Origin of the sequence: Pseudomonas mohnii, assembly GCF_900105115.1 — a bacterium.
In the GTDB taxonomy this organism is placed as follows: domain Bacteria; phylum Pseudomonadota; class Gammaproteobacteria; order Pseudomonadales; family Pseudomonadaceae; genus Aquipseudomonas; species Aquipseudomonas mohnii.
Map to the genome: position 1 here is coordinate 879,483 of NZ_FNRV01000001.1, position 24,267 is coordinate 903,749.

The 24,267-nt window shown below is 57.5% G+C and carries 26 protein-coding genes and 2 pseudogenes; 15 read left to right on the plus strand and 13 right to left on the minus strand.

Features of this window, described 5'->3' with window-relative positions; translation table 11 throughout:
* Nucleotides 1-250: 250 nt before the first annotated feature.
* Entirely contained in the window at nt 251-811 is a 561-nt protein-coding gene (locus BLV61_RS03925; RefSeq protein WP_090462658.1) for a thioesterase family protein, read from the minus strand.
* A 375-nt stretch (nt 812-1,186) separates the two neighbouring features.
* Between BLV61_RS03925 and BLV61_RS03930 the strand changes: the two genes are divergently transcribed.
* The 5 genes and pseudogenes from BLV61_RS03930 to BLV61_RS03950 all read left to right on the plus strand — a co-directional run.
* Nucleotides 1,187-1,411, plus strand: a complete 225-nt coding sequence (locus tag BLV61_RS03930; protein ID WP_090462660.1) for a cupin — start codon at nt 1,187-1,189, stop codon at nt 1,409-1,411.
* 220 nt (nt 1,412-1,631) lie between these two features.
* Nucleotides 1,632-2,354 carry a hypothetical protein gene (locus BLV61_RS03935; RefSeq protein WP_244159799.1) on the plus strand — a complete coding sequence of 241 codons (723 nt, stop codon included), beginning with the start codon at nt 1,632-1,634 and terminating at the stop codon, nt 2,352-2,354.
* Nucleotides 2,355-2,538: 184 nt separating this feature from the next.
* Nucleotides 2,539-3,078, plus strand: coding sequence for a P-loop NTPase family protein (locus tag BLV61_RS03940; RefSeq protein WP_090462663.1), 540 nt, complete (start codon nt 2,539-2,541; stop codon nt 3,076-3,078).
* Nucleotides 3,079-3,266: 188 nt separating this feature from the next.
* A complete protein-coding gene (locus tag BLV61_RS03945) occupies nt 3,267-3,878 on the plus strand; it encodes a LysE family translocator (protein ID WP_090462667.1) in 612 nt (203 codons plus the stop codon).
* Between the two features lie 74 nt (nt 3,879-3,952).
* Nucleotides 3,953-4,846, plus strand: a pseudogene (locus BLV61_RS03950) (IS1182 family transposase); the annotation flags it as partial.
* Between the two features lie 58 nt (nt 4,847-4,904).
* Here the strand turns inward: BLV61_RS03950 and BLV61_RS03955 are convergent.
* Both BLV61_RS03955 and lysA read right to left on the minus strand, forming a co-directional pair.
* On the minus strand, nt 4,905-5,531 hold the full coding sequence (locus tag BLV61_RS03955; RefSeq protein ID WP_090462670.1) for a VOC family protein: 627 nt from the start codon (nt 5,529-5,531) through the stop codon (nt 4,905-4,907).
* The gene (gene lysA, locus BLV61_RS03960) at nt 5,528-6,766 is read right to left on the minus strand and encodes a diaminopimelate decarboxylase (protein WP_090462673.1); all 1,239 of its coding nucleotides are present in this window, start codon (nt 6,764-6,766) and stop codon (nt 5,528-5,530) included. The genes BLV61_RS03955 and lysA overlap by 4 nt, the downstream gene beginning before the upstream one ends.
* Nucleotides 6,767-6,887: 121 nt before the next feature.
* Between lysA and BLV61_RS03965 the strand changes: the two genes are divergently transcribed.
* Nucleotides 6,888-7,802 (plus strand): LysR family transcriptional regulator, encoded by a 915-nt coding sequence (locus BLV61_RS03965; RefSeq protein WP_090462676.1) that lies wholly within the window; start codon nt 6,888-6,890, stop codon nt 7,800-7,802.
* A gap of 374 nt (nt 7,803-8,176) precedes the next feature.
* Here the strand turns inward: BLV61_RS03965 and BLV61_RS03970 are convergent.
* Nucleotides 8,177-8,407 (minus strand): annotated as a pseudogene (locus BLV61_RS03970) (TetR/AcrR family transcriptional regulator); the annotation flags it as partial.
* 119 nt (nt 8,408-8,526) lie between these two features.
* On the opposite strand from BLV61_RS03970, the gene BLV61_RS31515 reads away from it, so the two are divergent.
* The gene (locus BLV61_RS31515) at nt 8,527-8,640 is read left to right on the plus strand and encodes a hypothetical protein (protein ID WP_244159956.1); all 114 of its coding nucleotides are present in this window, start codon (nt 8,527-8,529) and stop codon (nt 8,638-8,640) included.
* 68 nt (nt 8,641-8,708) lie between these two features.
* On the opposite strand, the gene BLV61_RS03980 is transcribed toward BLV61_RS31515, so the two are convergent.
* Both BLV61_RS03980 and BLV61_RS03985 read right to left on the minus strand, forming a co-directional pair.
* Nucleotides 8,709-9,251 carry an ester cyclase gene (locus BLV61_RS03980; RefSeq protein ID WP_090462678.1) on the minus strand — a complete coding sequence of 181 codons (543 nt, stop codon included), beginning with the start codon at nt 9,249-9,251 and terminating at the stop codon, nt 8,709-8,711.
* Nucleotides 9,239-10,363, minus strand: a complete 1,125-nt coding sequence (locus BLV61_RS03985) for an alkene reductase (RefSeq protein ID WP_047530260.1) — start codon at nt 10,361-10,363, stop codon at nt 9,239-9,241. Before BLV61_RS03985 ends, BLV61_RS03980 begins: the two co-directional genes overlap by 13 nt.
* A gap of 109 nt (nt 10,364-10,472) precedes the next feature.
* Here BLV61_RS03985 and BLV61_RS03990 point away from each other — a divergent pair, with 109 nt between their 5' ends.
* Complete coding sequence (locus tag BLV61_RS03990) at nt 10,473-11,384, plus strand: LysR family transcriptional regulator (RefSeq protein WP_090462680.1); 912 nt, start codon at nt 10,473-10,475, stop codon at nt 11,382-11,384.
* A gap of 66 nt (nt 11,385-11,450) precedes the next feature.
* Here the strand turns inward: BLV61_RS03990 and BLV61_RS03995 are convergent, their stop codons facing one another.
* From BLV61_RS03995 to BLV61_RS04010, 4 genes are all read right to left on the minus strand, one after another.
* On the minus strand, nt 11,451-11,837 hold the full coding sequence (locus BLV61_RS03995) for a cupin domain-containing protein (RefSeq protein ID WP_090462683.1): 387 nt from the start codon (nt 11,835-11,837) through the stop codon (nt 11,451-11,453).
* Nucleotides 11,838-11,909: 72 nt separating this feature from the next.
* Nucleotides 11,910-12,734, minus strand: coding sequence for an AraC family transcriptional regulator (locus BLV61_RS04000; protein WP_090462686.1), 825 nt, complete (start codon nt 12,732-12,734; stop codon nt 11,910-11,912).
* Between the two features lie 70 nt (nt 12,735-12,804).
* Nucleotides 12,805-14,226: an SGNH/GDSL hydrolase family protein gene (locus BLV61_RS04005; RefSeq protein ID WP_090462690.1), complete on the minus strand. Its 1,422-nt coding sequence runs from the start codon at nt 14,224-14,226 to the stop codon at nt 12,805-12,807.
* Between the two features lie 63 nt (nt 14,227-14,289).
* On the minus strand, nt 14,290-14,490 hold the full coding sequence (locus BLV61_RS04010) for a hypothetical protein (protein ID WP_090462693.1): 201 nt from the start codon (nt 14,488-14,490) through the stop codon (nt 14,290-14,292).
* Nucleotides 14,491-14,542: 52 nt separating this feature from the next.
* Here BLV61_RS04010 and dapF point away from each other — a divergent pair, with 52 nt between their 5' ends.
* Nucleotides 14,543-15,361: a diaminopimelate epimerase gene (gene dapF / locus BLV61_RS04015; protein ID WP_090462696.1), complete on the plus strand. Its 819-nt coding sequence runs from the start codon at nt 14,543-14,545 to the stop codon at nt 15,359-15,361.
* Between the two features lie 32 nt (nt 15,362-15,393).
* On the opposite strand, the gene BLV61_RS04020 is transcribed toward dapF, so the two are convergent.
* Complete coding sequence (locus BLV61_RS04020) at nt 15,394-16,254, minus strand: helix-turn-helix domain-containing protein (protein ID WP_090462699.1); 861 nt, start codon at nt 16,252-16,254, stop codon at nt 15,394-15,396.
* An 83-nt stretch (nt 16,255-16,337) separates the two neighbouring features.
* On the opposite strand from BLV61_RS04020, the gene BLV61_RS04025 reads away from it, so the two are divergent.
* A complete protein-coding gene (locus tag BLV61_RS04025) occupies nt 16,338-16,961 on the plus strand; it encodes a glutathione S-transferase family protein (protein WP_090462702.1) in 624 nt (207 codons plus the stop codon).
* A 150-nt stretch (nt 16,962-17,111) separates the two neighbouring features.
* Nucleotides 17,112-18,047, plus strand: coding sequence for a DMT family transporter (locus BLV61_RS04030; protein WP_090462705.1), 936 nt, complete (start codon nt 17,112-17,114; stop codon nt 18,045-18,047).
* A 165-nt stretch (nt 18,048-18,212) separates the two neighbouring features.
* On the opposite strand, the gene BLV61_RS04035 is transcribed toward BLV61_RS04030, so the two are convergent.
* A complete protein-coding gene (locus tag BLV61_RS04035) occupies nt 18,213-19,496 on the minus strand; it encodes an MFS transporter (RefSeq protein WP_090462709.1) in 1,284 nt (427 codons plus the stop codon).
* 100 nt (nt 19,497-19,596) lie between these two features.
* Between BLV61_RS04035 and BLV61_RS04040 the strand changes: the two genes are divergently transcribed.
* A complete protein-coding gene (locus tag BLV61_RS04040; protein WP_090469749.1) occupies nt 19,597-20,055 on the plus strand; it encodes a winged helix-turn-helix transcriptional regulator in 459 nt (152 codons plus the stop codon).
* 18 nt (nt 20,056-20,073) lie between these two features.
* On the opposite strand, the gene BLV61_RS04045 is transcribed toward BLV61_RS04040, so the two are convergent.
* A complete protein-coding gene (locus BLV61_RS04045) occupies nt 20,074-20,991 on the minus strand; it encodes a helix-turn-helix domain-containing protein (protein ID WP_090462711.1) in 918 nt (305 codons plus the stop codon).
* 204 nt (nt 20,992-21,195) lie between these two features.
* Between BLV61_RS04045 and BLV61_RS04050 the strand changes: the two genes are divergently transcribed.
* The 3 genes from BLV61_RS04050 to BLV61_RS04060 all read left to right on the plus strand — a co-directional run bounded on the left by BLV61_RS04050 (nt 21,196) and on the right by BLV61_RS04060 (nt 24,231).
* A complete protein-coding gene (locus BLV61_RS04050; protein WP_177329328.1) occupies nt 21,196-22,035 on the plus strand; it encodes an SDR family NAD(P)-dependent oxidoreductase in 840 nt (279 codons plus the stop codon).
* A gap of 115 nt (nt 22,036-22,150) precedes the next feature.
* Nucleotides 22,151-23,899 carry an FAD-dependent oxidoreductase gene (locus BLV61_RS04055; protein WP_090462715.1) on the plus strand — a complete coding sequence of 583 codons (1,749 nt, stop codon included), beginning with the start codon at nt 22,151-22,153 and terminating at the stop codon, nt 23,897-23,899.
* Nucleotides 23,899-24,231 carry an NIPSNAP family protein gene (locus BLV61_RS04060; protein ID WP_090462718.1) on the plus strand — a complete coding sequence of 111 codons (333 nt, stop codon included), beginning with the start codon at nt 23,899-23,901 and terminating at the stop codon, nt 24,229-24,231. Before BLV61_RS04055 ends, BLV61_RS04060 begins: the two co-directional genes overlap by 1 nt.
* Nucleotides 24,232-24,267: the final 36 nt, after the last annotated feature.

Sequence of the window (24,267 nt, forward strand, 5' to 3'; positions counted from 1 at the left end):
GCCGCCAGTGCGACTAGTCCTTGGTCGCCATAGCCCGACAGGGTGCGCGGCGCCTTGGAAGTGATCGACCAGAACGAAAGGCTCAGCAAGATGACGCTGGCGGTGATGATGACGCCGGAGTGATCACTAACAGGCAGAAATCAGCCAAAAGCGGACTGTCCTCATTGGTTCAGACGACCTCCATTGAGGCATGAAGGCGCCTACGAAACTCGGGGCGACTCACTGAGTGGGGGCTCTTAACACCAGCAGGTTAGCTGGACGGCTGATCGCTGATGCTTTCTTCTTCTCTGAGTTGGCCACTCATCGCATCGCAGCTAGCCGACCACGATGTCAGCCATTGCGGCATCGCTGGCGACTTTTCGAGTAATCCCAACTCCCGAACAAATTCGCCTGGTGGAATAATCCCTTTAGATGAGCGAAATAGACCCCGCATGACTACAACTCCGATCACCCGTCCTTTGCTCAGAAACCGATGTTCCATAAAGCTCCATTTGTCGTCCCAGCCCAGCATTCTGGTGTGGACTTCAAACGTTTCAAACAGCCTGAGCTCACGACGAAATTTACCCCAGGTGTCCCCTACGATGGGTAGCGCTTTCGTTCTAATAGCCACTCGATACGCACCACTGCGCAGAACGAAATCCATACGTCCGACATCGGCGAGTGTGAAATATCGGCCATTGGTGACGTGTCGATTGAAGTCAAGATCTAGAGGCCATACGCGCATTCGGATGACGGTTGACCCCAGAGCTTTTGCGGGGTTGCGCCACGGTCGGCGGAGTAGCATGAACAGAAGCCGAAACCATAGATTCATAAAAGACACCGATAGTTGAATAATCGCTGCACTTTAAAGAGTGAGGAGTGAGCCAGGTAGGTCTGGAAATGACTTAATTTGCCTTAAAAGTGCATTTGAATCACTGCTGCCAGGGGATTAGTGGTTTTATGGTGAAATCTGGCTCCAAGGCTGTAATCGTCCGGGCAACACACCGTCCTGACAACGTCACTTGATCCGCAATTGGGCTTCATTACGTCGCCATAGTCCTGGCTGAAGGCGGTTGAAACTCAATTAAGCGAATGGCCGCTACTGGCCCGAAGCTTCCAGTCGTGACCGACCACTTTCGGCCAACAGTGGCGGGGCAAAGGTTCTGATAGATTGGTAGAAATACTACCTGTTCAAGAACCGCGATCGATGAGAGTTATTCGTAGCAAAGATTTCACCGCCACTCGCGCTTGGGAGGCTGACGACATAGCTAACATGGATGGGACCACTGTCCGCCTACACTGGACCGACCAGCCAAATAAGTGGCATGTCAACGATGGTGAGGAAGTTTTCGCAGGGGTTGGATGCGAACATGTTGCGCATCCTCGTGGAGAAGCGCGGATTCTGGTGATCGAACGTGAGGGCAGCGTTTGAGTTGACTAGGCTATCGCCCACCACAATGCTACTTTGCCCGGTATTGAACGCTTTGTGGGGCCATAGCCTCACGCAAGAAAGCGAGGCCGTTGAGTTCGTTCAGGAATAGAAATCCAGAGTCCTGACAGACCCAGGGACGATAGCTGTTAGTAACAGGGAAGACGTTACATTGGTCATTTCAATAAACTCAAATACACTTTCTGGCACGCAGGTTTCCAGTGTGACAGTAAGCCAAAATGAATCGCTGACGAAAAGTCAGGTGACAACTGAAAACGCTGCTTCTGGCAGCCAGAAAGATACCAGTAGCCTTTCTTCGCTCTCTCTGCAGTTGAGTGAGAGTGCCGCGCGTGCGGCGGCAAGGGACTCGAGTTTAAGCAGAAAAGAGCTTGGTGCGAAAGCGAGTGAGCTTTTGAGCAAGATTTCCGGTGATGGTTATTTTGCCAACAAAAAAGCCAATGATACTGAAGTACCTGACACTCAGGACCCTAAGTTATTGGCACGTGCGGAAAATGCGACGCAATTCGTCAATGGCAGCGGTAAAAACCCATTCGCGGGTATGTCTAGCGATCGACTCTCATTGATTATCTACGATGACAGTGGGAGTTTTACGACTAATGAGCGCCGCGCGGCGTTGAGTGAGTCATTCGATCAGGAATATGCTTGGCGGCAGAAAGTTGTTGCCAATGCAATGGCGGAATATAACGGAACCGGGAAGCTGACGAAATTCTTTACTGCAGCGCTTGAACACTACAAGGATTTGCCCGCTATTGAGCAGGCTCAGTACCCTGATAGTTATGAGGCGAAGTTGCAGGGTTGGATAGCACTCGACTTCAACTACAAGACCCATACCGCAGAAGGCACGGGGAGTGCTCAGGACGTGATTAACCAGGTCTTGAATCTCGACAAACAGACGTTTGATGAGACTGATGCAGATTCGGCCTGAGTGCAGAACGCACCCATGATTGAGTCTGTCGAAACAAAAAACCCCGTATCGGCGTAATGCTATTCACTAAGCCGAATGGCCGTGAGTAGTCTGTCGCGCTCACTGCTTGTTGTTGACGGAGTGTGGCGTTGACGTAAAATCGCCACCCCCAAAAAAACGGCGTGCATAGTGAGAAGGAGCTTCGATGCAACGGGTGATGATTGTGGGTCAGCCTGGATCGGGCAAAAGCACTTTGGCACGTAAGCTTGGCCTGCGCACGGGCTTGCCAGTCGTTCATATAGACACTATTCACTGGCAGCCTGGGTGGGTCGAACGAAGCTGGGACGAGAAGACACAGCTTTGTCACGAGGTCGAGGCCCGTGATCGCTGGATATTCGAAGGCGGCCATTCAACCACTTGGGCCAACCGGTTGGCCCGCGCAGATCTTTTGATATGGATTGATCGTTCGGCCAAGCTTCGATTCTGGCGCGTACTGCTCAGAACGCTGCTTCAGCGCGGGCAGTCTCGGCCAGACTTGCCGGAGAACTGCCCCGAACTGCTGGCGAATCTGCCAGAGTTTTTTAGATTCATGTGGCGGACGAAAAAGTCGGCGCGGGTCAAGATGCAGCAACTCGTGACGACTGCGCCAGCAACTTGCCGCGTCGTTCGCCTGCGGTCTAATCGGGATACCAGGGTTTTTCTCAAGAGCATTGGATATCTGACTGGCCAGATACCGCGAGATTGATCGACGGTTGACTGCTTCAGTTTGGAAGTTGCCGGTTGCAAGCGGCTGCTTTGGGCCTAGAGTGTGTAAAAACACCACTAGCCTCAAAAGCCCTGTATCGAATTTTTATTTCGTTGTACGTTGAAGCCGCGAGCGGCCTTAACTGAATGATGACCATCCCCGGCCACAACACTCGCAAAGGAATGCACATGATCGATGGTCCCGCCGTTTTGACAGTCTTTTTGGTTTACCTGGCCGGTGTCGTTATTCCAGGTCCAAATTTCGTTGCAGTAGTCCACAAAGCGGTAGCTGCTACGCGGTCAGAAGCTTTGACCTTGGTAGCAGGCATCGTATTGGTCAATTTATTCTGGGCCACCTGTGCAATCGCAGGAATCGGCGTTGTATTTGCTGCATTCCCTTGGGCGGCGCTGATCGTAAAAGTTCTGGGGGCAGCCTATCTGATGTGGTTTGGATTCCGACTGCTGCTCAAGGCCGGGAAGAGCGCCCCCGGTAATAATGCTGTCGTTGGAAACTTTCGGCAGTCATTCATTCAGGGGGTCGTTACGAACATTGGCAACCCTAAATCCATGGCGTTCTATGCCGCTATTTTCTCAGCGGCAGCCCCCACCCACGTTTCACCAAGCACGTTTTTGTCGATGCTAGCAGTCGTAGTGGTGGTTTCGATGACTTGGTATGGAGTGGTCGCAATCGCTCTTTCGCAACCTGAGATCGCTTCAGCGTATCGAAGGAGGAAAAAAGCTATTGATCGATTATGCGGTGGTTTGATTTTATCTCTAGGGATCCGGCAACTGGTTCAATAAGTCTACGATTGAGTATCTATCCATCCCGAAAACCCTTGCTATGATTTCTAAGGATTTCATCGCAGGGATCGCCTATGAAGCGCTTCATTCAAGGTGAACATCGAGGCCAAGGCACCTTACTTCCCGAGCGCCTCGACGACTACGTCAGCGATACCAATTCGGTGCGCGTCGTCGACGTCTTCGTCGACGAACTCGACCTGGTCAGTCTGGGTTTTGAAGGTGCCATTCCAGCCGATACTGGTCGGCCTGCTTACCACCCCGAGATCTTGCTGAAGATCTACATCTACGGCTATCTCAACCGCATCCAGTCGAGCCGACGGCTGGAGCGAGAAGCTCAACGCAACGTCGAGCTGATGTGGCTGACCGGGCGTTTGATGCCGGATTTCAAGACCATCGCCCACTTCCGAAAAGACAATAGCAAGGCCATCCGAGGCGTCTGTCGCCAGTTCGTTGTGCTGTGTCAGCAGTTGGGACTGTTTGGAGAAAATCTGGTCGCCATCGTTGGCAGTAAATTCAAAGCCGTCAACAACCGTGACCGCAATTTCACCAGCGCCAAACTGAAGCGGCGCATGGAAGAAATTGAATCGAGTATCAACCGTTCCCTGGCGGCACTCGATGCTGCCGATCGGCAAGAACCCACAGCTTCCGAGCCCAGTGCCGGGCGTCTGGAAGAGAAAATCGCCAAGCTCAAAACTCAAATGAAGGCGCTTCAAGCGATCGAAATCCAGCTTAATGAATCGCCGGATAAACAGGTCTCACTGACCGACCCAGACGCTCGCTCCATGATGACGCGCGGCACGGGAATCGTCGGCTACAACGTGCAGACAGCGGTCGATACTCAGCACCATTTGATCGTTGCACATGAGGTGACCAACGTCGGTTCCGACCGCGATCAACTCAGTTCAATGGCCAAGCAGGCCCGCGAGGCGATAGCGTCGGAAACGCTGTCGGTGGTGGCGGACCGGGGTTAGACGACGTATTGGAGGAGATGCAGCTTCGGCTGAGCAAACCAGAAGCGGCCCTTCGCTACAGTATTTTGAGACCGTCCGGTGTCTCAATATAAGACCGCAAACCATATTGGTCATTGCGTATGACTTTGACCGGGCCGCAGAAGCCAATCATTTCCAAATGGTGCTCGACAGCACCCGGTTCGGGATGGAAAATCTCAAGACGCTGCAACTGACAGCCCTTCTCGTCAAGTCTCTGTGCCGGTGGCTTCGAGTCGCCCCAGTCGATCAGGCTGGGCACTACTCCATCCAGCGGCAGTTGTCCGTCTGTATGGATGGAAATACTCCACGACAGCTCGCCTCTGTTCATCGGTTCGATAACACCAAAAGCACTCTGTAGCTCTTCATCTGCGGCATCCAGAAATTCCGTGCGCGCGACCCAGTGGGCCAGACGTGGAGATGCTTGGGCGTTTAGTTTATCAAGCCCAAACCACCTGGGCCTCCTGGGTTTCGGCGCCAAGGGGTCGGGCGCAATCACCTCGAGATAAAAACAGTCGCCTAATCGTAAAAGTAGATTATGAGTGCTCATGCGGGGATGATTGCCACCCTGCTGCATGCTCACCCCTAATTGCCTTTCGACCAGTTGTGCGCCTGCCGCTAGTGTCGGTGACACGATGACCAGATGGTCAATGATGGAACGCCTCATGGGCACAACTCCAGATTCAAGAGTTCCTGGACGGTCTGCCGCCGCCTTATCATTCGGTAGCTTTGGTTCTCGATCAGTAACTCCGGCAACAGGGGGCGACTGTTGTAGTTCGAAGACATGGAAGCACCATAGGCGCCCGTATCATGAATCACCAGCAGGTCGCCGACCCTGGCCTGCGGCAAGTCCTGGGGAGCCAACGCGTGTTCGCTCTGAGTAAACACATCACCAGCCTCACAGAGTGGGCCGGCCACCAGGGTGGGTTGCAAAGGGCGAGACACTGGTAGGCCATCAACGTCGAGCAAGGTCATGCGATGGTACGAGCCGTACAAGGCGGGCCGCATCAAGTCATTGAACCCGGCATCGACCAGAATGAAGGTATTGCCACCTGCCTTCTTCACAGCGCGAACCTCGGTCACGAGGTAACCCGACTCTGCCAGCAGAAAGCGTCCAGGTTCGATCTCCATGCGTACGGCATGGCCAAGGATTGCCTCGATTTTCTCCCGAGCAGCGGCCCAAATCCGGGCATATAGGTTGATATCGACCGGTTTGTCGGTACTTGTGTACGGTGTAGCCAGACCTCCACCAAGGGAGAAGGCCTCTATGTTCCGGTCCAGCCGAGCAATGAGGTCCGTCATCGACTGAGCTACCTGCGCCAGGTGCGGGTAATCCACGCCCGAGCCAATATGCATATGGACACCTACCAGGTGCAGACCCCAAGTGCTAATGCAGTCGAGTGCCTCTTCCAGTTGTTCGTGCCAGATACCATGCTTGCTATTTTCGCCTCCCGTGTTGGTCTTGCGACTGTGGCCATGGCCGAACCCGGGATTGATACGGAGCCAGACCCGATGCCCTGGCGATCGCTCCCCCAACTGCCGAAGCATATCGATCGAGCCGACATTGACCTCGATCCTTGATTCGATTACCCGGGCCAAGGTCGTTTGATCTAGCAGGTCACACGTCAACACAACACCCGCTGGATCGCCATCCACCGACGCTCCCGCCGCGAAGGCACGCTCCACCTCCCCCCAAGAAACCGCATCGAGCACCACCCCCCGTTCGCGCATCAAGCGAAGAATATGCAGATTGGGATTGGCTTTCTGCGCGTAGCGCACCGTATCGAAGCCGCGCAGTTTTTCAATTCGATCAATAATCGTCCGGGCGTCATACGCCCAAAGTGGCGAACCATGACGGCGAACCGCAGCGGCTAATAATTCAAAAGGTGCATCAGCATTCATGAGCGTGCCTCGTTACAGGAATGCGACCAGCATGAACTGAGTAAAAGTTTCATAAAAATAGCTTTTTTTCTTTAATCGATTCACATCTGATATACCCAGTCTTTTCCTTTCTGGTCTTTCCATGAAGCTATCGCTGCGCCATATCGAAATATTCCGAGCTATCATGGCTGCCGGCAGCGTTACCAATGCTGCGCGACTGCTGTTCACGTCACAGCCGACTATTAGCCGTGAACTGGCTCGGTTGGAGCAGGTTGTTGGGCTGCGCCTGTTTGACCGTGAGGGGGGGCGCCTGCTAGCGACGGCGCAGGCGTTGCTGCTGATTGAGGAAGTCGAGCGGGCCTACGTCGGCCTGGAGCGCATTGATCGATTCGCCCAGGCGATCCGCAACTTTGAACATGGCAGGCTGGCTATTACTTCCCTGCCGCTCTTCTCTCATGCCTTGCTCCCTGAGGTGTGCCAGCAGTTTCATCAGAGCCACCCGGGTGTCAGCGTGAGCATCACTGCACAGGAGTCGCCATTGCTGGAAGAGTCACTGCTGGCACAGCAGCATGACCTTGGCTTGACTGAAGTCGAGCAAGTGCCACGAGGTGCGCAAGGAGAGCTCCTATTTAGCGCTGGCTTGGTTTGTGTGTTACCGGATCGACACCCGTTGTTGAACAAGCCCCAACTGGAGCTGAGCGACTTTCACGAGGTGAATTTCATCAATCTGGCGAGCCTTGATACCTACCGGCAACGGTTGGATCAGCACTTCAGAGCCGCGGGAGTGAACAGGCGCACGATCATCGAGACGACTAGCGCGGCATCGGTATGCGCCATGGTCAAGCAAGGGCTAGGAGTGGCGATTATCAACCCATTGAGCGGGCTAGAAGCAGCGCACAGTGGGCTGTCGATTCGCCGGCTGAGCGTTAGCGTCCCTTATTCGGTCATGTTGATACGCCCCGAACATAGACCGGGTTCAGCAGCAGTAGATTTGTTTTGTGAGGCGCTGCGGGCGCAGGCGCTAGAACTTACCGCTCGCCTGGCAAAAGGGATTTGAAAGGGCAACTTGGTCGCGTTGAGGCTAGGCACCCAGCGGCCCACACTGATTCTGCGTTGAAAAATGTAGCTTCTAGGCTTCCGGATAGACAGCGCATGATGAACCATTTGGGTCGTACATCCTTGAGTCAGAGCTGCGTGCTCATTACGCATTGAGGTCGCTCACCGCCTGACGGTGCATCGCGATGTCGCAACGTGAAAACCGCTGAGGTCGTCGACAGGCCGCTATTAGCCGTTTTCTGCCTCTCGCAACAGGCAAAAAGCGGCCCAAAGTAGCCATTCATGAACCACAGCCTTTGACCCAAAGTTGAATGTCGGCTCCGAGTATCAAAATCGAAGTTCCACCGAAAACCACACTTCGACTGAGCCGCCCTTCTAAACCGCTTCCACTTCATCGACCGGCAACGGCGCAAACATTTCAGCGCGGCACATCTCAAGGACCTCATCCGCCAGCGCGAAATCATCCGGGCAGGCACGCGACAAAATAATCGCGCCGACAGCACGAGACAGCAGGTCGATCATTTGCTTTCTTCCCTCACCCGCCGCGGCATCATAGGCGTCGATGAAGCCCGGAACATCGAGCGACTCAGCACCTTCCAGCGATTGGGTTCGTGGCAGCCGCCAGTTCGGCGAGGATATGCTGACCAACCGCGAGCTCCCGAGACAGGTCGACCGTGCGCCGTTCAAGGTGGGGGGAAAATATCGCCACGGCCAAGGGCGCAGTGGTGTTTCGCAACGAGATGTTCGAGCTGCTGCAGTTCGCGCCCCCCCGAAAATATCTATGCCCGGCCCCTGGTGATGTCACCGCCGCAACTCAACAAGTACTACGCCATCGATAGCCGGCCGGCACCGAAGAAGCTCGGCTCGCGCAAGTACCCACCCCTCTGCCCTCCCCCTGGCACCTATGTCATGGAGCGATAACGCCAATCTGCTGCAGGAACGTCAGGTTGTCCTCCAGGTGCCAGTTTTCGGCAATCCTGCCGTCGGCGATGCGGTAGATGTCGGTGGCAATGAAATTCACCGCCTGACCCTGGCCTTTCACACCGTTGAACGTACCGGTGAAGTGCCCGGTAAAACGCAGGAACGACACCACCCGATCGCCGCTGACGATCATCTGCTGGACTTCGCAGTTCAGGTCGGGCACGGCCGCGTGGAAAGCCGTGGACGCCGCCAGGGGCCCGGCGATGCCCTGTGCCCGTCCCGGCGGCAAGGCGCGGTCCATGAAGTCAGGCGCCAGTGCCAGGCGGGCCAGCGCCGGGTCGCCGGACGACCAGAAGGTTGCGTAACGCCGTGCCGCGAGGGTCTGCGCCTGGACCTGTTCAGGCTTGGCACCGGGATCGGCAATCAGCACTTTGGGGGTAACCAGCGTGGGTTCTGCGGCGACTGCCTGTTGGCCCAGAACCGTAGCAGTGACAGCGGCGGCCAACAGGCCAGTGATCAACGAGCGCATGGGGTTGCTTCCGAGGTGATGGAGGGATAATCGCTGTAGCCCTTGGCCGTGCCGCCGAACAGCGTGGCAGGATCAAGCGGGGCTAAAGGCAGGTCCTGCGCCAGGCGCAGCGGCAAATCCGGATTGGCGACAAAGGGTCTGCCGAACGCCACGAGGTCTGCATAGCCCTGGCCAATGACCCACTCGGCGCGCGCCCGGTCGTAATTGCCGGCGACGATGATCGGGCGAGTGAAACGCTGGCGGATCGCCTGACGGAACGACTCGGTGAACACCGGTGCATCGTCCCAGTCCGCTTCGACCAGATGCAGATAGCCGATGCCCTTGGCCTGCAGGTATTCGGCCGCTTCGAGTATGGTCGGGAGAATGTCCGGGCAGGCCATGCCACGGGCCGTCAGAAAGGGGGCCAGGCGTATCGCCGTGCGTTCGGCCCCGACTTCATCGCTGACCGCATCGACCACTTCCTTGAGAAAGCGCAGGCGGTTGCTGCGCGAGCCGCCGTATTCATCGGTCCGCGTATTGGATGTGGTGCGCAGGAACTGATCCACCAGATAACCATTGGCGCCATGGATCTCCACGCCATCGAAACCGGCCCGGATTGCCCGACGTGCGGCCTGACGGAAGTCGTCGACGATCTGTGCGATCTCAGCCTTGGTCAGCGCGCGAGGCGTCGGGCTATCGAACATGCCCCCCTGCCCCGTGACCGGGTCGACTTTCCAGATCTGTCCTTCAAAGGGTTCGGCGGACGGCGCCACCGGCAGTGCGCCCTGATGGAAGTCCGGATGGGACAGGCGCCCGACGTGCCACAGTTGCAGGAAGATACGACCGCCCTCGGCATGCACCGCCTCGGTCACGCCCTGCCAGCCTTCCACCTGCGCTTCAGTGTGGATGCCGGGGGTAAAGGAATAACCCTTGCCCTGAGGGGAAATCTGCGCCGCCTCGGTCACGATCAATGCCGCCGACGCACGCTGCGCGTAGTACTGCGCGTTGAGGCTGTTGGGGATGTCGCCGGGCTGGCTGCTGCGCGCCCGGGTCATGGGTGCCATCACCACCCGGTGAGGGGCATTGAGGCCGGCGAAGGCGATGGGTTCAAACAATGTTGAAGGGGTCGTCATGGTGAGCGTTCCTGAGCCAAATGAAGTGGATGGACTCAGTCTGCGACCGCTGCCTGGATTTGATAATTAGGCTAATCTTTGATGGATTTTCAAAAATAATGGAACAATGATGGATAACCTGGAAGCCATCCGCCTGTTTGTCGAAGCAGCCCAACTGGGCGGGCTCTCAGCTGCAGGGCGCAAGCTGGGGCTGTCACCAGCCGCCGCCAGCGCCCGCTTGCTCAAGCTCGAAGCTTCGCTGGCCACTCGCCTGTTCGAGCGCACCACCCGCCAACTGAGGCTGACCGATGAGGGGCGGATTTACCTGCAACATTGCCGTCAGGCGTTGCAGGCGCTGGACGATGCGCGAGCGGCGCTGTCGGCGGAGAAAAAGGAAATCCGCGGCAAGATCCGGGTGTCCGCCACCTCGGATTTCGGCCGACATGTGTTGAATCCGTGGCTTGATGAGTTCACCGCCCGCTTCCCCCAGGTCGTGCCGGCGCTGCTGCTGTCCGACTCGCTGTCGCACTTGATCGCGGACGATGTCGACCTGGTGATCCGCTTCGGTGTGCCGCCGGACAGCTCGTTGATCGCCCGCCCCCTGGCCACCAATCGCCGCGTCCTGTGCGCCGCGCCGAGCTATCTGCAACGCAAGGGCACGCCTGACCATCCGCTGCAGTTGGCCGGGTTCGATCACATTGTCGCCGGCCAGTCGGGGTGGTCCAGCGAATGGCGCCTGCACCGTGGCGAGGAAATGATGCTGTTCAAGGTGCCTCTGGAGGCAGCGCGCGAGACCAACGACGGCGCGTTGGCTCGCCAATGGGCGATCGATGGCCACGGCATCGCCCTCAAATCAATCTGGGACGTGAGCGCGGACCTGGCGGCAGGACGCTTGAGCCTGGTGCTGCCGCAATGGCAATCGGACGAAGCCCCCGTGTACGCGCTTTACCCCCGCAGCCGCTACCTGGCGCCACGGGTACGGGCATTGCTGGATTTCTTGTGCGAACGGTTCGAACAAGCCTCGCGTGAGACTGCCTTGTAAACCCCGGCGTGCGCCCATGGATATTTCCAGGTTTTTTGATAATCCATGGCGCACGGCGGCGTTGAGTCATATCCAGACGTCGTTCAAGGCCGTTCGTTCGCCCTCTTCATGGCCGGTGTTCAAAATGCCTCGGGGTTCGATCATCATCAGTTTCGCTTCACCTTGCGCGGCGGTCCGGTGTGTAACGCCGCGTGGCACCACATAGAGTTCACCCGGATTCACGTGGACGCAGCCCTCTGGCAGGTCGATGCGCAAGGTGCCTTCCAGCACAAGAAACGCTTCGTCGGTCTCAGGGTGTGAGTGCCAGATGAATTCGCCTTCGATTCGCACGACCTTGAACTGGTAGTCGTTCATTTCCGCTACAACTCTGGGGCTCCATTGCTGCTCGATCAGCGAAGCCTTTTGCGCGAGGTTGATGGGCAACGATGTGTGTGGGTGACGGGACTCAGACATGACAGATCCTCTTGAATGGAAGTCGTCAGCCTATCGAACCGTGAATCCATCGATCTTGTACGATCCTGCAAGTCAGCGTGAAGGCCGCAAGCGTTCCAGCCAACGCATGGGGGGCACGCCGTAGCAGCGCGTGAAATGTCGGGTCATGTGACTTTGATCGTGAAAGCCTGCGGCGAGGGAGGCGTCAATCAGTGTGAAGCCGTCAAGGATCAACCCGCGAAAGCGATCCAGGCGACGCAGGGTGACAAAACGGTAGGGGCTGGTGCCGTAAAGCGCCCTGAAGTCCCGTGACAGACTCCAGCGTTCGCGCCCGCTGGCATTTTCGAGCATCTCCAGCGTAATACCGAGGTGCAAATGCTCCAGGATGAACGCTCTGGCGCGTTCGGCTGAGCGGTAATCCAGGCTCTTGCGACCGCGCGGCTTGCCTGCGACAGCACGCAACGCCATCGCCAGGTCATACAGGGCATCCTGCTCCTCCAGCGCTTCCAAGGGATGATCCACCGCTTGCACGAAGGCCTGGCTGGCATGGTACAGACGCGGATCGTTCGAAAGCCCCCCGGCGATGAAGGGCAAGGGTTCCCCACCCAGAACGTTCTGGATCGATCCGGGGTCGATGTAGGCCATGCGGTAGCGAAAACCTGCGTCAGTGCCGGCCATGCCATCATGAAGTTCGTCGGGGTGAAGCACGAGCGTGTTGCCTGGAACGCCGTGGCGCAACGAACCCTTGTAATGAAAGCTTTGCACGCCTGCGAGGGTGCGACCGATCGAGTAGGTGTCGTGACGATGCGGGTCGTAACCGTGGCTGCCGAACCACGCTTCGATACGCTCGACGCTACCGGGTCGAGCGCTGCGGATGACCCAGTCGGAGGTGGCGGATGGGTCTTCTTTTCGATCCACGAAGGTGTTTCCCGTTTCTGCACAGTACTGTCGGAGATCTGCCCGATCAGCGCGTTCATTATGGGCAATATCACTCAACAAGGGGCGGCCGATAAGCGCGCAATTCCAATATCGCGGGCGTATCGGATGGAACAGTCAACTCAATGACATGATGTGCATTGGGAAGGCCGGTTCCCAGTACATGACGCTGCTGCACCGAGCCATTTGCCAGGGCAGTCGGCGGCTCGTCGCCACAGACGAAGCGTCGCTCCCATTGAAAGCTTTGTTCATCCGCGAGACCTTTACCGGATATTAACTTGGCGTAGGAAAAGTTCCAGGCGTCCGGCTGTAGGGTAACGTTCCCCGAGCGCGACTTGAAAACGTCCTTGCCCGATCCGCTTCCCTCTGCGCCTGTACGCGCGCTCTCGACGTCAAAGTCGAAGCTTCCTTGCGAAGTGTCGAAATTCCGTACCCGAAGCGTCCAGACATCCTCTTCGCGATATGACTGGCGGACGTCGACTTTTTTCAGGGCTGGCCATTCCGGGACATTCGGCAAACCCGTCACGCGGCTGGTTTGCCAGCAGCCGTCGAGCTCGCGAGGCGGCTTTCCGTCGATAGTGAGATTGACTTTTCCGTCCAGGGGCCCCGCGGCAATGAGTTCGGCGCGGTTGCCATAAAACTCATAGCGGGTCTTTTCGCCAGGAACAGGCGCAGTAAAACTCCGAACTTGGTCGGAAGTGTTCCGCCCATTGTTTTGAGGGTGATCCACAAGCTCCTCGATCCAAGTGGTGAACAGGTTAGCCATGAGGGCCCACCCCTCGGCGTTGGGATGCGGCGGGTCGGCGAGAAGATCCGCTATTTGGAGATTATTCTCCTGCAAGTAGGCATTCCAGCGCTGGCGACGCGGTTCCAGCGCAAGGTCATATTTCGCCGCCATGGCTGGCTTCCAGACGCTGGACATGAACTCCTCCCAGCTCTTTTGCTTGAACCAGAAATGCCCCGTACAGCCCTCGGGCGGCGACCATTGAAGATGAAAGCCCGTGTCACACACCGGTTCAAGCGGATTCACGACGTGGTCGGTTTGAATGATGATGTCGGCTGCCGTTTTTGAGCGAAGGGTCCGAATAATTCGCTCGTAGGCACGGTGATCGCCATACACGTGGAAAACGATCAGATCGGGATAGACCTCCTCCACGTCGCGAGCGACCGCCTGTTCCAGGAGAACGGCACTCCACCCCCCCAAAGCGAGGTTACGGTACACGAAGGCCACGTTGGGATATTTGACTCGCAAAGCCGCAATAGCCGGATCGGTCCATGTCGGCGAGCTGATCGACTGTCCGTAGAAAAGAATTTTCAGGACCTGCGGCTTCTCCGCAGTTGCTGAACGAATAATGGACAACGAACGGCCAATCGCCTGATCAGGATCTGGAGGAACCGGCTCTGCGGACACCTGCAGAAAGCAGCTTGAAAGCACCAGGCTTAAAGTGACGACACCATTAACTTTCCCCCACATAAAAGCACCACATGTAAATGGTTAATCGTCCGTACGACCTGTCAGGGTGCAACAAGAAATCCTCTACAGGAGCGTATCGGACATCACTGTTGACGCCCTGAGGCGCTGGATCGCAAAGGTGTGCTGCTTTGGAGTTCCTTTGAGCGGCTGAAGCAAAGCCCAGAAGAGTCTTGAGGGATTGTAGCTGCCCTTTACAAGAATGTACTGTCGTTGATACAGGCTGCGTTTGGCCGATAGCGGATGTTCCTGACTGATTTCGGCCATGGATCGACGTCATACATCAATTCACCCCATTTCTCATTGCCAGGGTCAACCTATGCCGCTGAAGTTTCACAAGATGCATGCTAATGGCGATGACTTCGTCATCGTGGACTTGCGCAATTCGTCCAACTCAATGACAGCCAACCTGGCTCGGCGAATGGGTGACCGGAACCGTGGCATCGGGTTCAATCAACTCGCGGTTCTGCTCGATGACGAGAATGCAGATGCGCGTTTGATGTTTTGGAATGCCGATGGCTCTCCGCTGGACGTTTGTGGCAGCGCGACGCGTGGTGCCGCCGATACGCTGATGCGCGAATCAAACAGTTCGTCGATAACGCTTCAAACCAACCGTGGCCTGCTCACTTGCGAACGAACCTCGACCGGCGCTATTTCCGTTGCCATGGGAGAGCCACTTTTCGAGTGGTCGGCTGTGCCGCTGGCTCAGGCAATGGATACGCGTGCTTTGCCCCTGACGGGCGCTCCGGCGGCTTGCAGCATGGGCAATCCACACTGCACCTTTTTTGTGGATGATCTGACAGCCATTGATATAGCGGCGACTGGACCGGCCATTGAATCCCATCCCCTTTTCCCCCTCAGGACAAACGTGCATTTCGTCCAGATCATTAATCGAAAGTACATTCGCTTGCGAATTTGGGAGCGCTGGGGAGGCATTCCGCTGGGTTCGGGCTCATGCTCTTGCGGTGCCGTTGTTAACGGCATACGACGTGGCTTGCTGGACGATTGTGTCGAGGTTGAATGTGATGGCGGAACAGTCACCGTACAATGGGATGGCGTGGGAACTGTCTTTCTCACAGGACCGGTAGAGCGCGTTTTTTCCGGGCTGTACACGAATGCGCTATTACACGCTTTGTGACGGCCACGTCATGATGGACAGGTTACTGCCCCTCAAGTGTTCTCTCGAAACGCTCCGCTATTGCGAAAGCTTCCGGGGGTGACCCCGACTACTTTTTTGAAGGCCCGTGTCATGTGGCTTTGATCGAAGAATCCACAAGCAAAGGCAGCCTCCGTCAGGCTGGCGCCAGCGCGCAGAAGTTTTTGCACATGCGCGATGCGCTTCTGTATTTGATAGCTGTGCGGCGAAACACCAACGTGCTTCTTGAAAACCCGAATGAGGTACAGCGGATCAAGATCAACCAGCTGCGCCAAGGTCTCCAAGGGAATGTCCCGGGCAAAATCGTCTTCCAACTTCTGTTTGATCCGTTTTACCGCCTGCTGCTCTGATGGCAGGACTGACAAGGCAGGGGCACCGCTGCGCTCGAATACCTGACACACCAGTTCCAGCAAGATGGACTCGCGCTGTAGTCCAGGCGGCGTCTGCTCGATTAGTTGATGCTGCTGAAGAAAGGTCTGGGCAAAAGCTGGATTTGAGCTGAGTGCTTCTTGAAAAAGATGTACGTGATCGCTGGCCACGCGCCCTTGGAACACCGAGCGATTAACCCAGTCTGGATCCAGGTAGAGCATGCGGTACATCCAGCCATTGTCGTGTCCAGGCAGGCCGTCGTGTATCTCGCCAGGCGTGATGGTAACAACGCTGCCTACCCCGCCCAAGGCATAGCTGCCGCGGTAAAACAGTTTTTCAACCCCTGCGCTTATCACCCCCACCGCATAACGGTCGTGCGAGTGCCGACCAAAAGACTGGGTGGTGTACCGCGCCGACAACAGCTCACAGTCGCCTTCGGGAATACGCCAGAAACGCACGAAATCCTTTTCATAAAGAGGGTCTTTCAGGCCTTCTGTCTTTTCCATGACTTGTCCAGTTTTGTGCAATACGACTGAAAAATGCGGCCGTAAAGTTAGCACCTGTTTCATAACATGCGCTAGGGAAGAATATGACGGCAAAACTGGTTATAGGGGACTTCAAAAAGTCTTCCTGGTCACTGCGTGCGTGGTTGGTAATGGTGACCGCTGATGCTGCATTCGATACGGTACAGATCAAGCTGGAACAGCCTGACACGCATCGCCGAATCAGCGAATACTCACCTTCAGGGAAAGTCCCGGCGCTGTTGTTAGACAACGTTGTGATCAACGACAGCCTGGCCATCAGTGAGTACATTGCCGAGGCCTACCCCGATGCCAACCTGTGGCCCCGAGATACGCGTCTAAGGGCATTGTCGCGTTCCGCCGCGGCTGAAATGCATTCCGGCTTTACCCATCTGCGCACACAAATGGCGTTTGGCCTGGGCGCTGGCGACGATGCCGGTGCGTTGACCGAAGAAACCAAGGAAGAGATCGCCAGGATTTTTTCCATCTGGGAAGGGTTGCTGGCAGCGAGCCAATCCAGCGCATTCCTGTGCGGCCCGTTCGGCATCGTGGACGCGATGTTCGCGCCCGTGGTGTTCCGCTTCCGCCGTTATGGCGTCAGCGTGCCGCCAGCACTGCAAAAGTATGTGGATCTGGTGGTGGCTTACGGGCCGGTTCAACAGTGGCTGAAAAAAGCGGCTGAAGAAGTGTAAGGCTCAGCCTGAGCACGGATGTTTCAGACCGAATAAAAGTAGAGATCGCGGCAACAGAAAAGCCCGTGGAGCTTTTCTGTTTGTCGGGCGTCGTTGTATCCGTCCAACAGGGAAAGGAGAAATGCGTGTGGGTCGTGTAAGGGGGTGCACATGTCGCTAAGTAAAAACCGTGCCATTATCGAATTGACGGTCGGTGGGCTGATGCTCAGCCTCTCGGCATTAGCGGTGGCTTTTGCTCATATCGGTGCCGGAGGAGCAGGGTTCTATCGAATGCTGTTTGCGTCGATATTGTGTTTCCTGCTGCTCAAAGTCCGCCGGATTCCAGTACTGCTAAAAAGTTATCGAGCCCAACTCTACACCGGCCTGGCTGGGGTGTTTTTGGCCATAGACCTGGTGCTTTGGCATCAGAGTATCTATGTGGTGGGACCCGGCATCGGCTCTATCCTCACCAATTGCCAGGTGTTTTTCATGACCGTGTTGGGAATGTGCTTGCTCAAGGAGCGGCCTTCGATCTATTTCCTGATCTCCATCCTCCTCGCGTTCGTTGGGCTTTATTTGCTGCTGGTGCCCGAAATGACGAGTTCGCTGGGTATCAAGGGGGTCGTGTTTGGTGTCTTGTCGGGCCTTGCCTACGCTATTTGCGTTTACTTCCTGAAAATCAACACGCAGTTACCTGACGGTGGCGGCGACAAGACTGCCCAGATGCTTAACCTGGGCATTTGGGCAGCGCTGGTGCTGCTCGGTTACGCGATGTTCAATGGCGAGAGCCTGGCTATCGTCGACGCCCAGACCTTGGTGATGCTGATCATCTACGGCGTGTTTGTGCAGTTTGTCGGATGGCTGCTGGTCAACCGTTCGATCGGCTCGATCAGCCTGGGGGTCGCTGGCCTTATCTTGCTGCTGGAACCGGTGATTACTTATTTCATCGACGTGACTTTTCTGGGCAAGGCCAGCTCAACCTTCCAAGTGTGCGGAGCGCTATTGACGATCTTCGCGGTTTACATCGGCTCGATCAAACCGCCCGAGAAAGTGCAACCCCTGCCACCAGCAAAGGAGCAAAAGCGCGCGGGGCCATTGCGGGGCTGAGGCCTTCTAATGAGCGACACCGGATGTGCGTTGGGCACCCGCCTCGCCGGCTGAGGCGGTGAAAACCGCGCTGGAATGCCGGCAAGCAATCAGCGGGTCAACCGTGGGAGAAATACACACCCCATATGGCAGCCATCGAGATTGCGAGTGGCAGGTGCCTGGTTTTCACGCTGATCGTCCCTGATGCGTCGTTGAAAAATGAAAAGTGAGAAACCACAGAACCAGGGCCGTAGCGCTGATCAAAGCGCCCAGCAGGCTGACTGCAATCCAGCCCCATCGCGCATAAACCTGGGTCGCGGCTGCGGCTCCCAGCGCGCTACCGACCGAATAGAAGCACATGTAGGCGCCGACCATGCGACTTTGGGCGTCGGGTCGTGCAGCAAAAATGAGGCTCTGATTGGTGACGTGTACGGCTTGCACCGCGAAGTCCAGCAGGACTACGCCGCAGACCAGCGCGATCAGGGACGTTTCGGCAAACGAGATGGGCAACCAGGACAGCGTCAGGAGCCCCAGCGAAATGCCGGTCACTCGTTGCCCAAGGCCTTGATCGGCCCAGCGCCCGGCTCTACTGGCAGCAAGGGCCCCGGCGACGCCGGCCAATCCAAACATACCGATGGCAGTGTGTGAAAGCGACAACGGGGGCGCGCTCAACGGCAGTACCATGGATGTCCACAGCACAGAAAAAGCGGCAAAGATCAGTAAGGCCAGAAGGCCTCTGGTGCGTAACGTGCGTTCGGTGATGAACAGTCTGAAAAGTGAACGAATGAGCGCCAGGTAGGAGTCCTGGTGCCTTGACGGCGCCGTGACAGGAACCACTTTCCACAGCACCGCCGCGATGGACACCATCAATCCTGAAGACACGAAGTAAACGGCGCGCCAGCCCGCGATGTCCGCAATCAGGCCTGAAGTGAAGCGCGCCAGAAGAATACCCAGGACAATTCCACTGGTTACCGTGCCGACGGCCTGCCCGCGTTGTGAGGGTGTTGCCAGCGCGGCGGCGTATGCCACCAATACCTGAACGACCACTGCCAACAAGCCCATCATGATCATGGCCCCCAACAGGGCCAGCCATTGCTGTGCTGCACCGACCGCCGCGAGCGCCACCGCAGACAACAGTACCTGCGTCAGAATCAGCCGTTTACGGTTTACCAAATCGCCCAGCGGGACGATGAACAGTAACCCCAACGCGTAACCAACCTGAGTGGCCGTCACCACAACGCCGATGATCGATGACGCCACACCCAGGCTCTGGGCCATTGAGTCGAGTAATGGTTGTGCGAAGTAAACGTTGGCCACTGCCAGTGCACAGGTGACAGAAAACAATAACGTGAGCGACGGGGAAAGCCCTGGAGACCGGTCGCCCCTGCTGCTTTCGCCGGTATCCGGATGAATCCATCCCGCAGGCTGGCTGGAAAACCGTTTGGTGGCTGAGTCGGCCTCTACTGTCATGTGCACCTCCATGGCGTTAAACTGGTTTCAATTAAAAACTAGTATCCATTGTTGCGGCATTGGGTTTTTAATTGCAACCACATTGCGCAAGGTCAAAAAAATGGAAGAAGACGCCTCACCACACTGCAGCGAATGCCCGGTAGCAAGAACACTGGAGGCCATCGGGGATCGTTGGTCGCTCATGATCATCCGCGACGCTTTTGACGACATTCGCCGATTCAGCGCATTTCAGAAGAGCCTGGGCGTGGCCAAAAATATTCTGGCATCGCGACTGAAGACGCTGGTCGAGGTCGGGGTATTCGACGTGCGTCCGGCGTCCGATGGCAGCGCCTACAAGGAGTACGTCCTTACGGACAAAGGACGGGAGATCTTTCCGGTTGTGGTCAGCATGCGGCAGTGGGGCGAACGTTACCTGTTCAAGCCGCAGGAGACGCGTTCCGTGCTGTTGGACAACGACTCCGGCCAGCCTCTGATGCCGATGGATGTTCGCTCATCAAACGGTCAAAAACTCGGACCGTCTGACTGCCACAGGGTGAGGCTTGTGGGCGGCGAGTCGTGAACAGACAGCAGACTTGCCTCACTCCGGAACAACGCCGGGGGAATGAGAGCCGGTGTGCTGGGCCTGGGCCTGAAGGCGAAACTCACTGGGGCTGCGCTGGGCGTGTTTGCGAAAAAAACGGCTGAAGTAACCGACATCGGAAAACCCCATGCCGTGGGCAATCTGCTTGACGCTTTGGGCCGAATGGGCCAGTTCGCGTTTGGCTTCGAGGATCAGCCGGGCGTTGATCAGGGTCATGGGGGTCATGCCGAGTTGTTCATGACACAGCCGTCCCAGGGTCACCACGGTGATCCCGAGGGAATTGGCGTAGTCGTGCAGCGAAAGGTGTTCGCGAAAGTGCCGGTTCACCAGTTCGCGAAAGGCGATCACCTGCTGACTGCGTCGATCGTGACGGTGCGCATGCAAGTCGTGTGTGTATTCGCTCAGGCGCAGCATCTGGATCACCAGCGCCAGCAATAACGACATGCTGCACGCGGTGTGTTCCCGACCACGACCGTGGTACTCCCCATACAACGCCCGATACAGCGGCTCCAGCGGATTATCGGCCGGCTCCCAGTGCGGCAGCGCAACGACACAGGCTTTCTGGATCTGTGGTAACAGGCCCGGTGAGAGCACTTGGACGATGCTTTCCAGCGGGTGTTGGACGGCGGTGATCACATGCCCTTCGACCCGTCCGTGCCAGGCGAAGCCATGGACAATCTGCTCAGGAATGTACAGCAGGCACGGCGCCTTGACCTCGACCCGCTGGTTGTCCAGCAGCACCTCGCCTTCGCCACTTTGCAGGTACAGCATCTGCAACAACCCGTCGTGTCGATGGGCGGCGATCTCCCAGTTATAGGCGCCAGAGCGCAGGGAGATCGATTCGACATGCAGTGAGTCGTGCCATATCGGCGCCACCGCCTCGCCGTACAGGGCATAGCTGGGAATCTTGTTCATTATTTTTATGTTCTACGGGCACGTGTTTTCTACCTTAGCGAAGAATCCGCGCGTTGGGCAATTCGCCGTTGATTTGTCGGAAAAGTCTCGACGGTTGAAGGTTTTGTCCATTCTTGTGAGCCGTCCCACGCTTCTATCCTGAGCACCGCCTGCTGCCTCCAGTGCAGTGGGCGAACTGTCTTGAAATGCGTGTTGGAGATAACAATGAATAATAACGACCTGCAGAAAAGCTGGCTGAATCTCGATTCCAGGGTCTGCGTCCTCACGGGCGCAGCCGGCGGTATCGGTGCCGCGATTGCCGCCGCGCTGGTTCGCCAGAACGCCCATGTGGTGCTGCTTGATCGCGACGAACAAAAATGCCGCGAGCTGGCCGCCGAACTGGCGCAAAACAGTGAAGCGGATGTCTCTGTGCTGCACTGCGATATTGCCGACCCCCTCAGCGTGCAACAGGCCGCCGAGCAAGTGCAGGCGCTCCATGGGCGCTGCGATGTACTGATCAACAACGCCAGCGTGCTGCAGGCCGGCGCGCTTGAAGAGCTGACCCTGGACAACTGGAACCAGGTGCTTTCGGTCAACCTGACGGGCTATCTGTTGTGTGCCCAGGCGTTCGGGCGGCTGATGCTGGCCCGGCAAAGCGGCAGCATCGTGCACATCGCTTCGATCGCCGCGCATTACCCGCAAACCTTCAGCGGTGCCTACAGTGCAGCCAAGGCCGGGGTCGCCATGCTGTCGCGGCAGATCGCCGCAGAGTGGGGGCCACGGGGCATTCGCAGCAATGCCATTTGCCCGGGCCTGATTCGCACGCCGCTGTCGGCGGCGTTTTACGCCGACCCCAAGGTCGAGCAGCAGCGCAAGGCGATGACCGCCAACCAGCGGATCGGCGAGCCCCAGGACATCGCCGATGCCGTCCTCTTCCTCGCGAGCCCGCGGGCAGCTTATGTCAACGCTGCCGAATTGACCGTCGATGGTGGCCTGGAAAGTATGTTGATGGCGTTGATTCCTCGCCCCGGCTTTGAATCCCCCATGGCCAGCCGCCAGGCCTGACCTCCGTTCGGCCGATGATGGCCGACTCCGAATCCCCCAGCGAACCTGTGCCTGTCGTCCTGTCGATGGCGACCACGGCGAGCGTTCGGCTGGCTTTTACCGAGAGAGACTGACTATGACGACAACAACTACCGAGGCGATCCGTCGGTGCGACGTTCTGGTGATCGGCGCCGGTGCCGGTGGTCTGGCGACCGCCATCACTGCACGCAAGCAGGGGCTGGAAGTCATTGTGATTGAAAAGGATGCGTACTTCGGCGGGACCACCGCGTTCTCGGGAGGAGTGCTGTGGATTCCCGGCAACGCGCTGTCCAAGGCCAAGGGCATCACGGACAGTCGGGAGGCCGCGCTGACCTACATGAAGAACGAAACGGGCGATTTCTACGATGCCGAGGCCGTCGATGCGTTTCTCGATAACGCGCCGCAGATGATCGACTTTTTCCAGCGCGAGACCGAAGTCCAGTTCATCCCGACCCTCTACCCGGACTATCACCCGGACGTGGCCGGTGGCGTCGATATCGGCCGTTCGATCCTCGCCGCGCCTTTCGACATTCGCAGGCTGGGGGCCGACATGGCACGTCTGCGGCCGCCGCTCAAAACCATCACGTTTATCGGGATGATGTTCAATTCGTCGAATGCCGACCTCAAGCATTTCTTCAACGCCACCAAATCCCTGACCTCGTTCCTCTATGTTGCAAAGCGCCTGATGACTCACGCCAAAGAGTTGCTGCTTTACCGGCGCGGCATTCAGGTGACCAGCGGCAATGCCTTGGCCGCGCGACTGGCGAAATCGGCGCTGGACCTGGGGATTCCGATTCTGACGCAAACCAGCGCCTGTCAACTGTTGAAAAGCGCAGACCGGGTCACTGGGGTGGTCGCTCAGACCGAGGGCGGTGAGTTGCGGTTTGAAGCCCGCCACGGTGTGGTACTGGCCAGCGGCGGCTTTTCCCATGATCTGCAACGGTTGAAGCAGGCCTATCCCCATGTGCGCCGCGGTGGCGAGCATTTCTCACCGGTGCCGCAAGGCAACACCGGGGATGGCGCGCGCATGGCCGAAGCCCTGGGCGGCACCGTCGATATACGGCTCAAGGCGCCTGCTGCCTGGATGCCTGTCTCGAAAGTGCCGATGGGTAACGGCAGGTTCACCGCCTTCCCGCATTTGCTCGATCGCTACAAGCCCGGCGTTATCGGTGTGACCCGCAATGGCCAACGGTTCACCAACGAGTCCAACTCATACCACGATGTCGGCGCGGCGATGATCGAGGCCTGTGCCCACCAGACCGAAACCGCCATGTGGTTGATCTGCGACCGCCGGACCATGGCCAAGTACGGGCTGGGTTACGCCAAGCCGGCACCGATGCCCCTCGCGCCATTGCTGCGCAACGGCTACCTGCACAGTGGCCGCACCCTGGCTGAATTGGCGCGTAGCGCCGGGCTCGACGCTGCCGGGCTGGAACAGACCGTACGTGACTACAATCGCACGGCGGGGCAAGGCGTGGATCGGCAGTTCGGCCGTGGCACCACTAGCTTCAACCGCTACCTCGCCGACCCGCAGAACCTGCCGAACCCGTGCGTGGCGCCGATTGGCGACGGCCCCTACTACGCCCTCAAAGTGATCATGGGCGATCTGGGTACCTTTGATGGCATCAAAACCAGCGTCTGCGGTGAAGTGCTCGACCAAGAAGGCCGGGCAATCGACGGGCTTTACGCGGTGGGCAACGACCGGGCGAGCATCATGGGGGGCAACTATCCCGCTGCCGGCATCACGCTCGGGCCGATCATGACCTTCGGTTATCTCACCGGGATGCACCTGTCCCGGGTGGCCGCCGAAAAAACACCGGGCAACCCTCGGCAGGAGGTGGCCTGATGAATCACAAGCCGGTCGTCGACCACCGTATCTACACCATCCGGCCACGGGGCATGCCCGAGTTCATTGAGGTCTTCGATCGTCTGGCGATGCCGATTTTGCTCGAGCATCTGGGCGCGCCGCTGGGATTTTATACCAGCAGCATCGGCCCATTGAACCAAGTCGTGCACCTATGGGGCTATGACAGTCTCGATGACTTCGAACGACGCAGCCAGGCGCGGGATGGCGATCCCCGCTTCCCGGCCTACCTGCAGGCTTCTGCGCACCTGATCCTTGCCCAGGAAACCCGGATTATCCGCCCGGTGCGGTTCCACAGCCTCGGCAGCGCTTGAGCCGCCGGTGACCGTCCTCGCTTCACCCCAATAAAA

Coding starts and splice junctions, on each gene's coding strand:
- BLV61_RS04040 (WP_090469749.1), top strand. CDS start 19,597: ATGGAAGAAGACGCCTCACCACACTGCAGCGAATGCCCGGTAGCAAGA.
- BLV61_RS04010 (WP_090462693.1), bottom strand. CDS start 14,490: ATGGCCGAAATCAGTCAGGAACATCCGCTATCGGCCAAACGCAGCCTG.
- BLV61_RS04050 (WP_177329328.1), top strand. CDS start 21,196: ATGAATAATAACGACCTGCAGAAAAGCTGGCTGAATCTCGATTCCAGG.
- BLV61_RS03930 (WP_090462660.1), top strand. CDS start 1,187: ATGAGAGTTATTCGTAGCAAAGATTTCACCGCCACTCGCGCTTGGGAG.
- BLV61_RS04035 (WP_090462709.1), bottom strand. CDS start 19,496: ATGACAGTAGAGGCCGACTCAGCCACCAAACGGTTTTCCAGCCAGCCT.
- BLV61_RS03995 (WP_090462683.1), bottom strand. CDS start 11,837: ATGTCTGAGTCCCGTCACCCACACACATCGTTGCCCATCAACCTCGCG.
- BLV61_RS04055 (WP_090462715.1), top strand. CDS start 22,151: ATGACGACAACAACTACCGAGGCGATCCGTCGGTGCGACGTTCTGGTG.
- dapF (WP_090462696.1), top strand. CDS start 14,543: ATGCCGCTGAAGTTTCACAAGATGCATGCTAATGGCGATGACTTCGTC.
- BLV61_RS04025 (WP_090462702.1), top strand. CDS start 16,338: ATGACGGCAAAACTGGTTATAGGGGACTTCAAAAAGTCTTCCTGGTCA.
- lysA (WP_090462673.1), bottom strand. CDS start 6,766: ATGAATGCTGATGCACCTTTTGAATTATTAGCCGCTGCGGTTCGCCGT.
- BLV61_RS03980 (WP_090462678.1), bottom strand. CDS start 9,251: ATGCGCTCGTTGATCACTGGCCTGTTGGCCGCCGCTGTCACTGCTACG.
- BLV61_RS04020 (WP_090462699.1), bottom strand. CDS start 16,254: ATGGAAAAGACAGAAGGCCTGAAAGACCCTCTTTATGAAAAGGATTTC.
- BLV61_RS04030 (WP_090462705.1), top strand. CDS start 17,112: ATGTCGCTAAGTAAAAACCGTGCCATTATCGAATTGACGGTCGGTGGG.
- BLV61_RS04045 (WP_090462711.1), bottom strand. CDS start 20,991: ATGAACAAGATTCCCAGCTATGCCCTGTACGGCGAGGCGGTGGCGCCG.
- BLV61_RS03990 (WP_090462680.1), top strand. CDS start 10,473: ATGGATAACCTGGAAGCCATCCGCCTGTTTGTCGAAGCAGCCCAACTG.
- BLV61_RS03945 (WP_090462667.1), top strand. CDS start 3,267: ATGATCGATGGTCCCGCCGTTTTGACAGTCTTTTTGGTTTACCTGGCC.
- BLV61_RS03965 (WP_090462676.1), top strand. CDS start 6,888: ATGAAGCTATCGCTGCGCCATATCGAAATATTCCGAGCTATCATGGCT.
- BLV61_RS03940 (WP_090462663.1), top strand. CDS start 2,539: ATGCAACGGGTGATGATTGTGGGTCAGCCTGGATCGGGCAAAAGCACT.
- BLV61_RS04060 (WP_090462718.1), top strand. CDS start 23,899: ATGAATCACAAGCCGGTCGTCGACCACCGTATCTACACCATCCGGCCA.
- BLV61_RS03925 (WP_090462658.1), bottom strand. CDS start 811: ATGAATCTATGGTTTCGGCTTCTGTTCATGCTACTCCGCCGACCGTGG.
- BLV61_RS03985 (WP_047530260.1), bottom strand. CDS start 10,363: ATGACGACCCCTTCAACATTGTTTGAACCCATCGCCTTCGCCGGCCTC.
- BLV61_RS03955 (WP_090462670.1), bottom strand. CDS start 5,531: ATGAGGCGTTCCATCATTGACCATCTGGTCATCGTGTCACCGACACTA.
- BLV61_RS04005 (WP_090462690.1), bottom strand. CDS start 14,226: ATGTGGGGGAAAGTTAATGGTGTCGTCACTTTAAGCCTGGTGCTTTCA.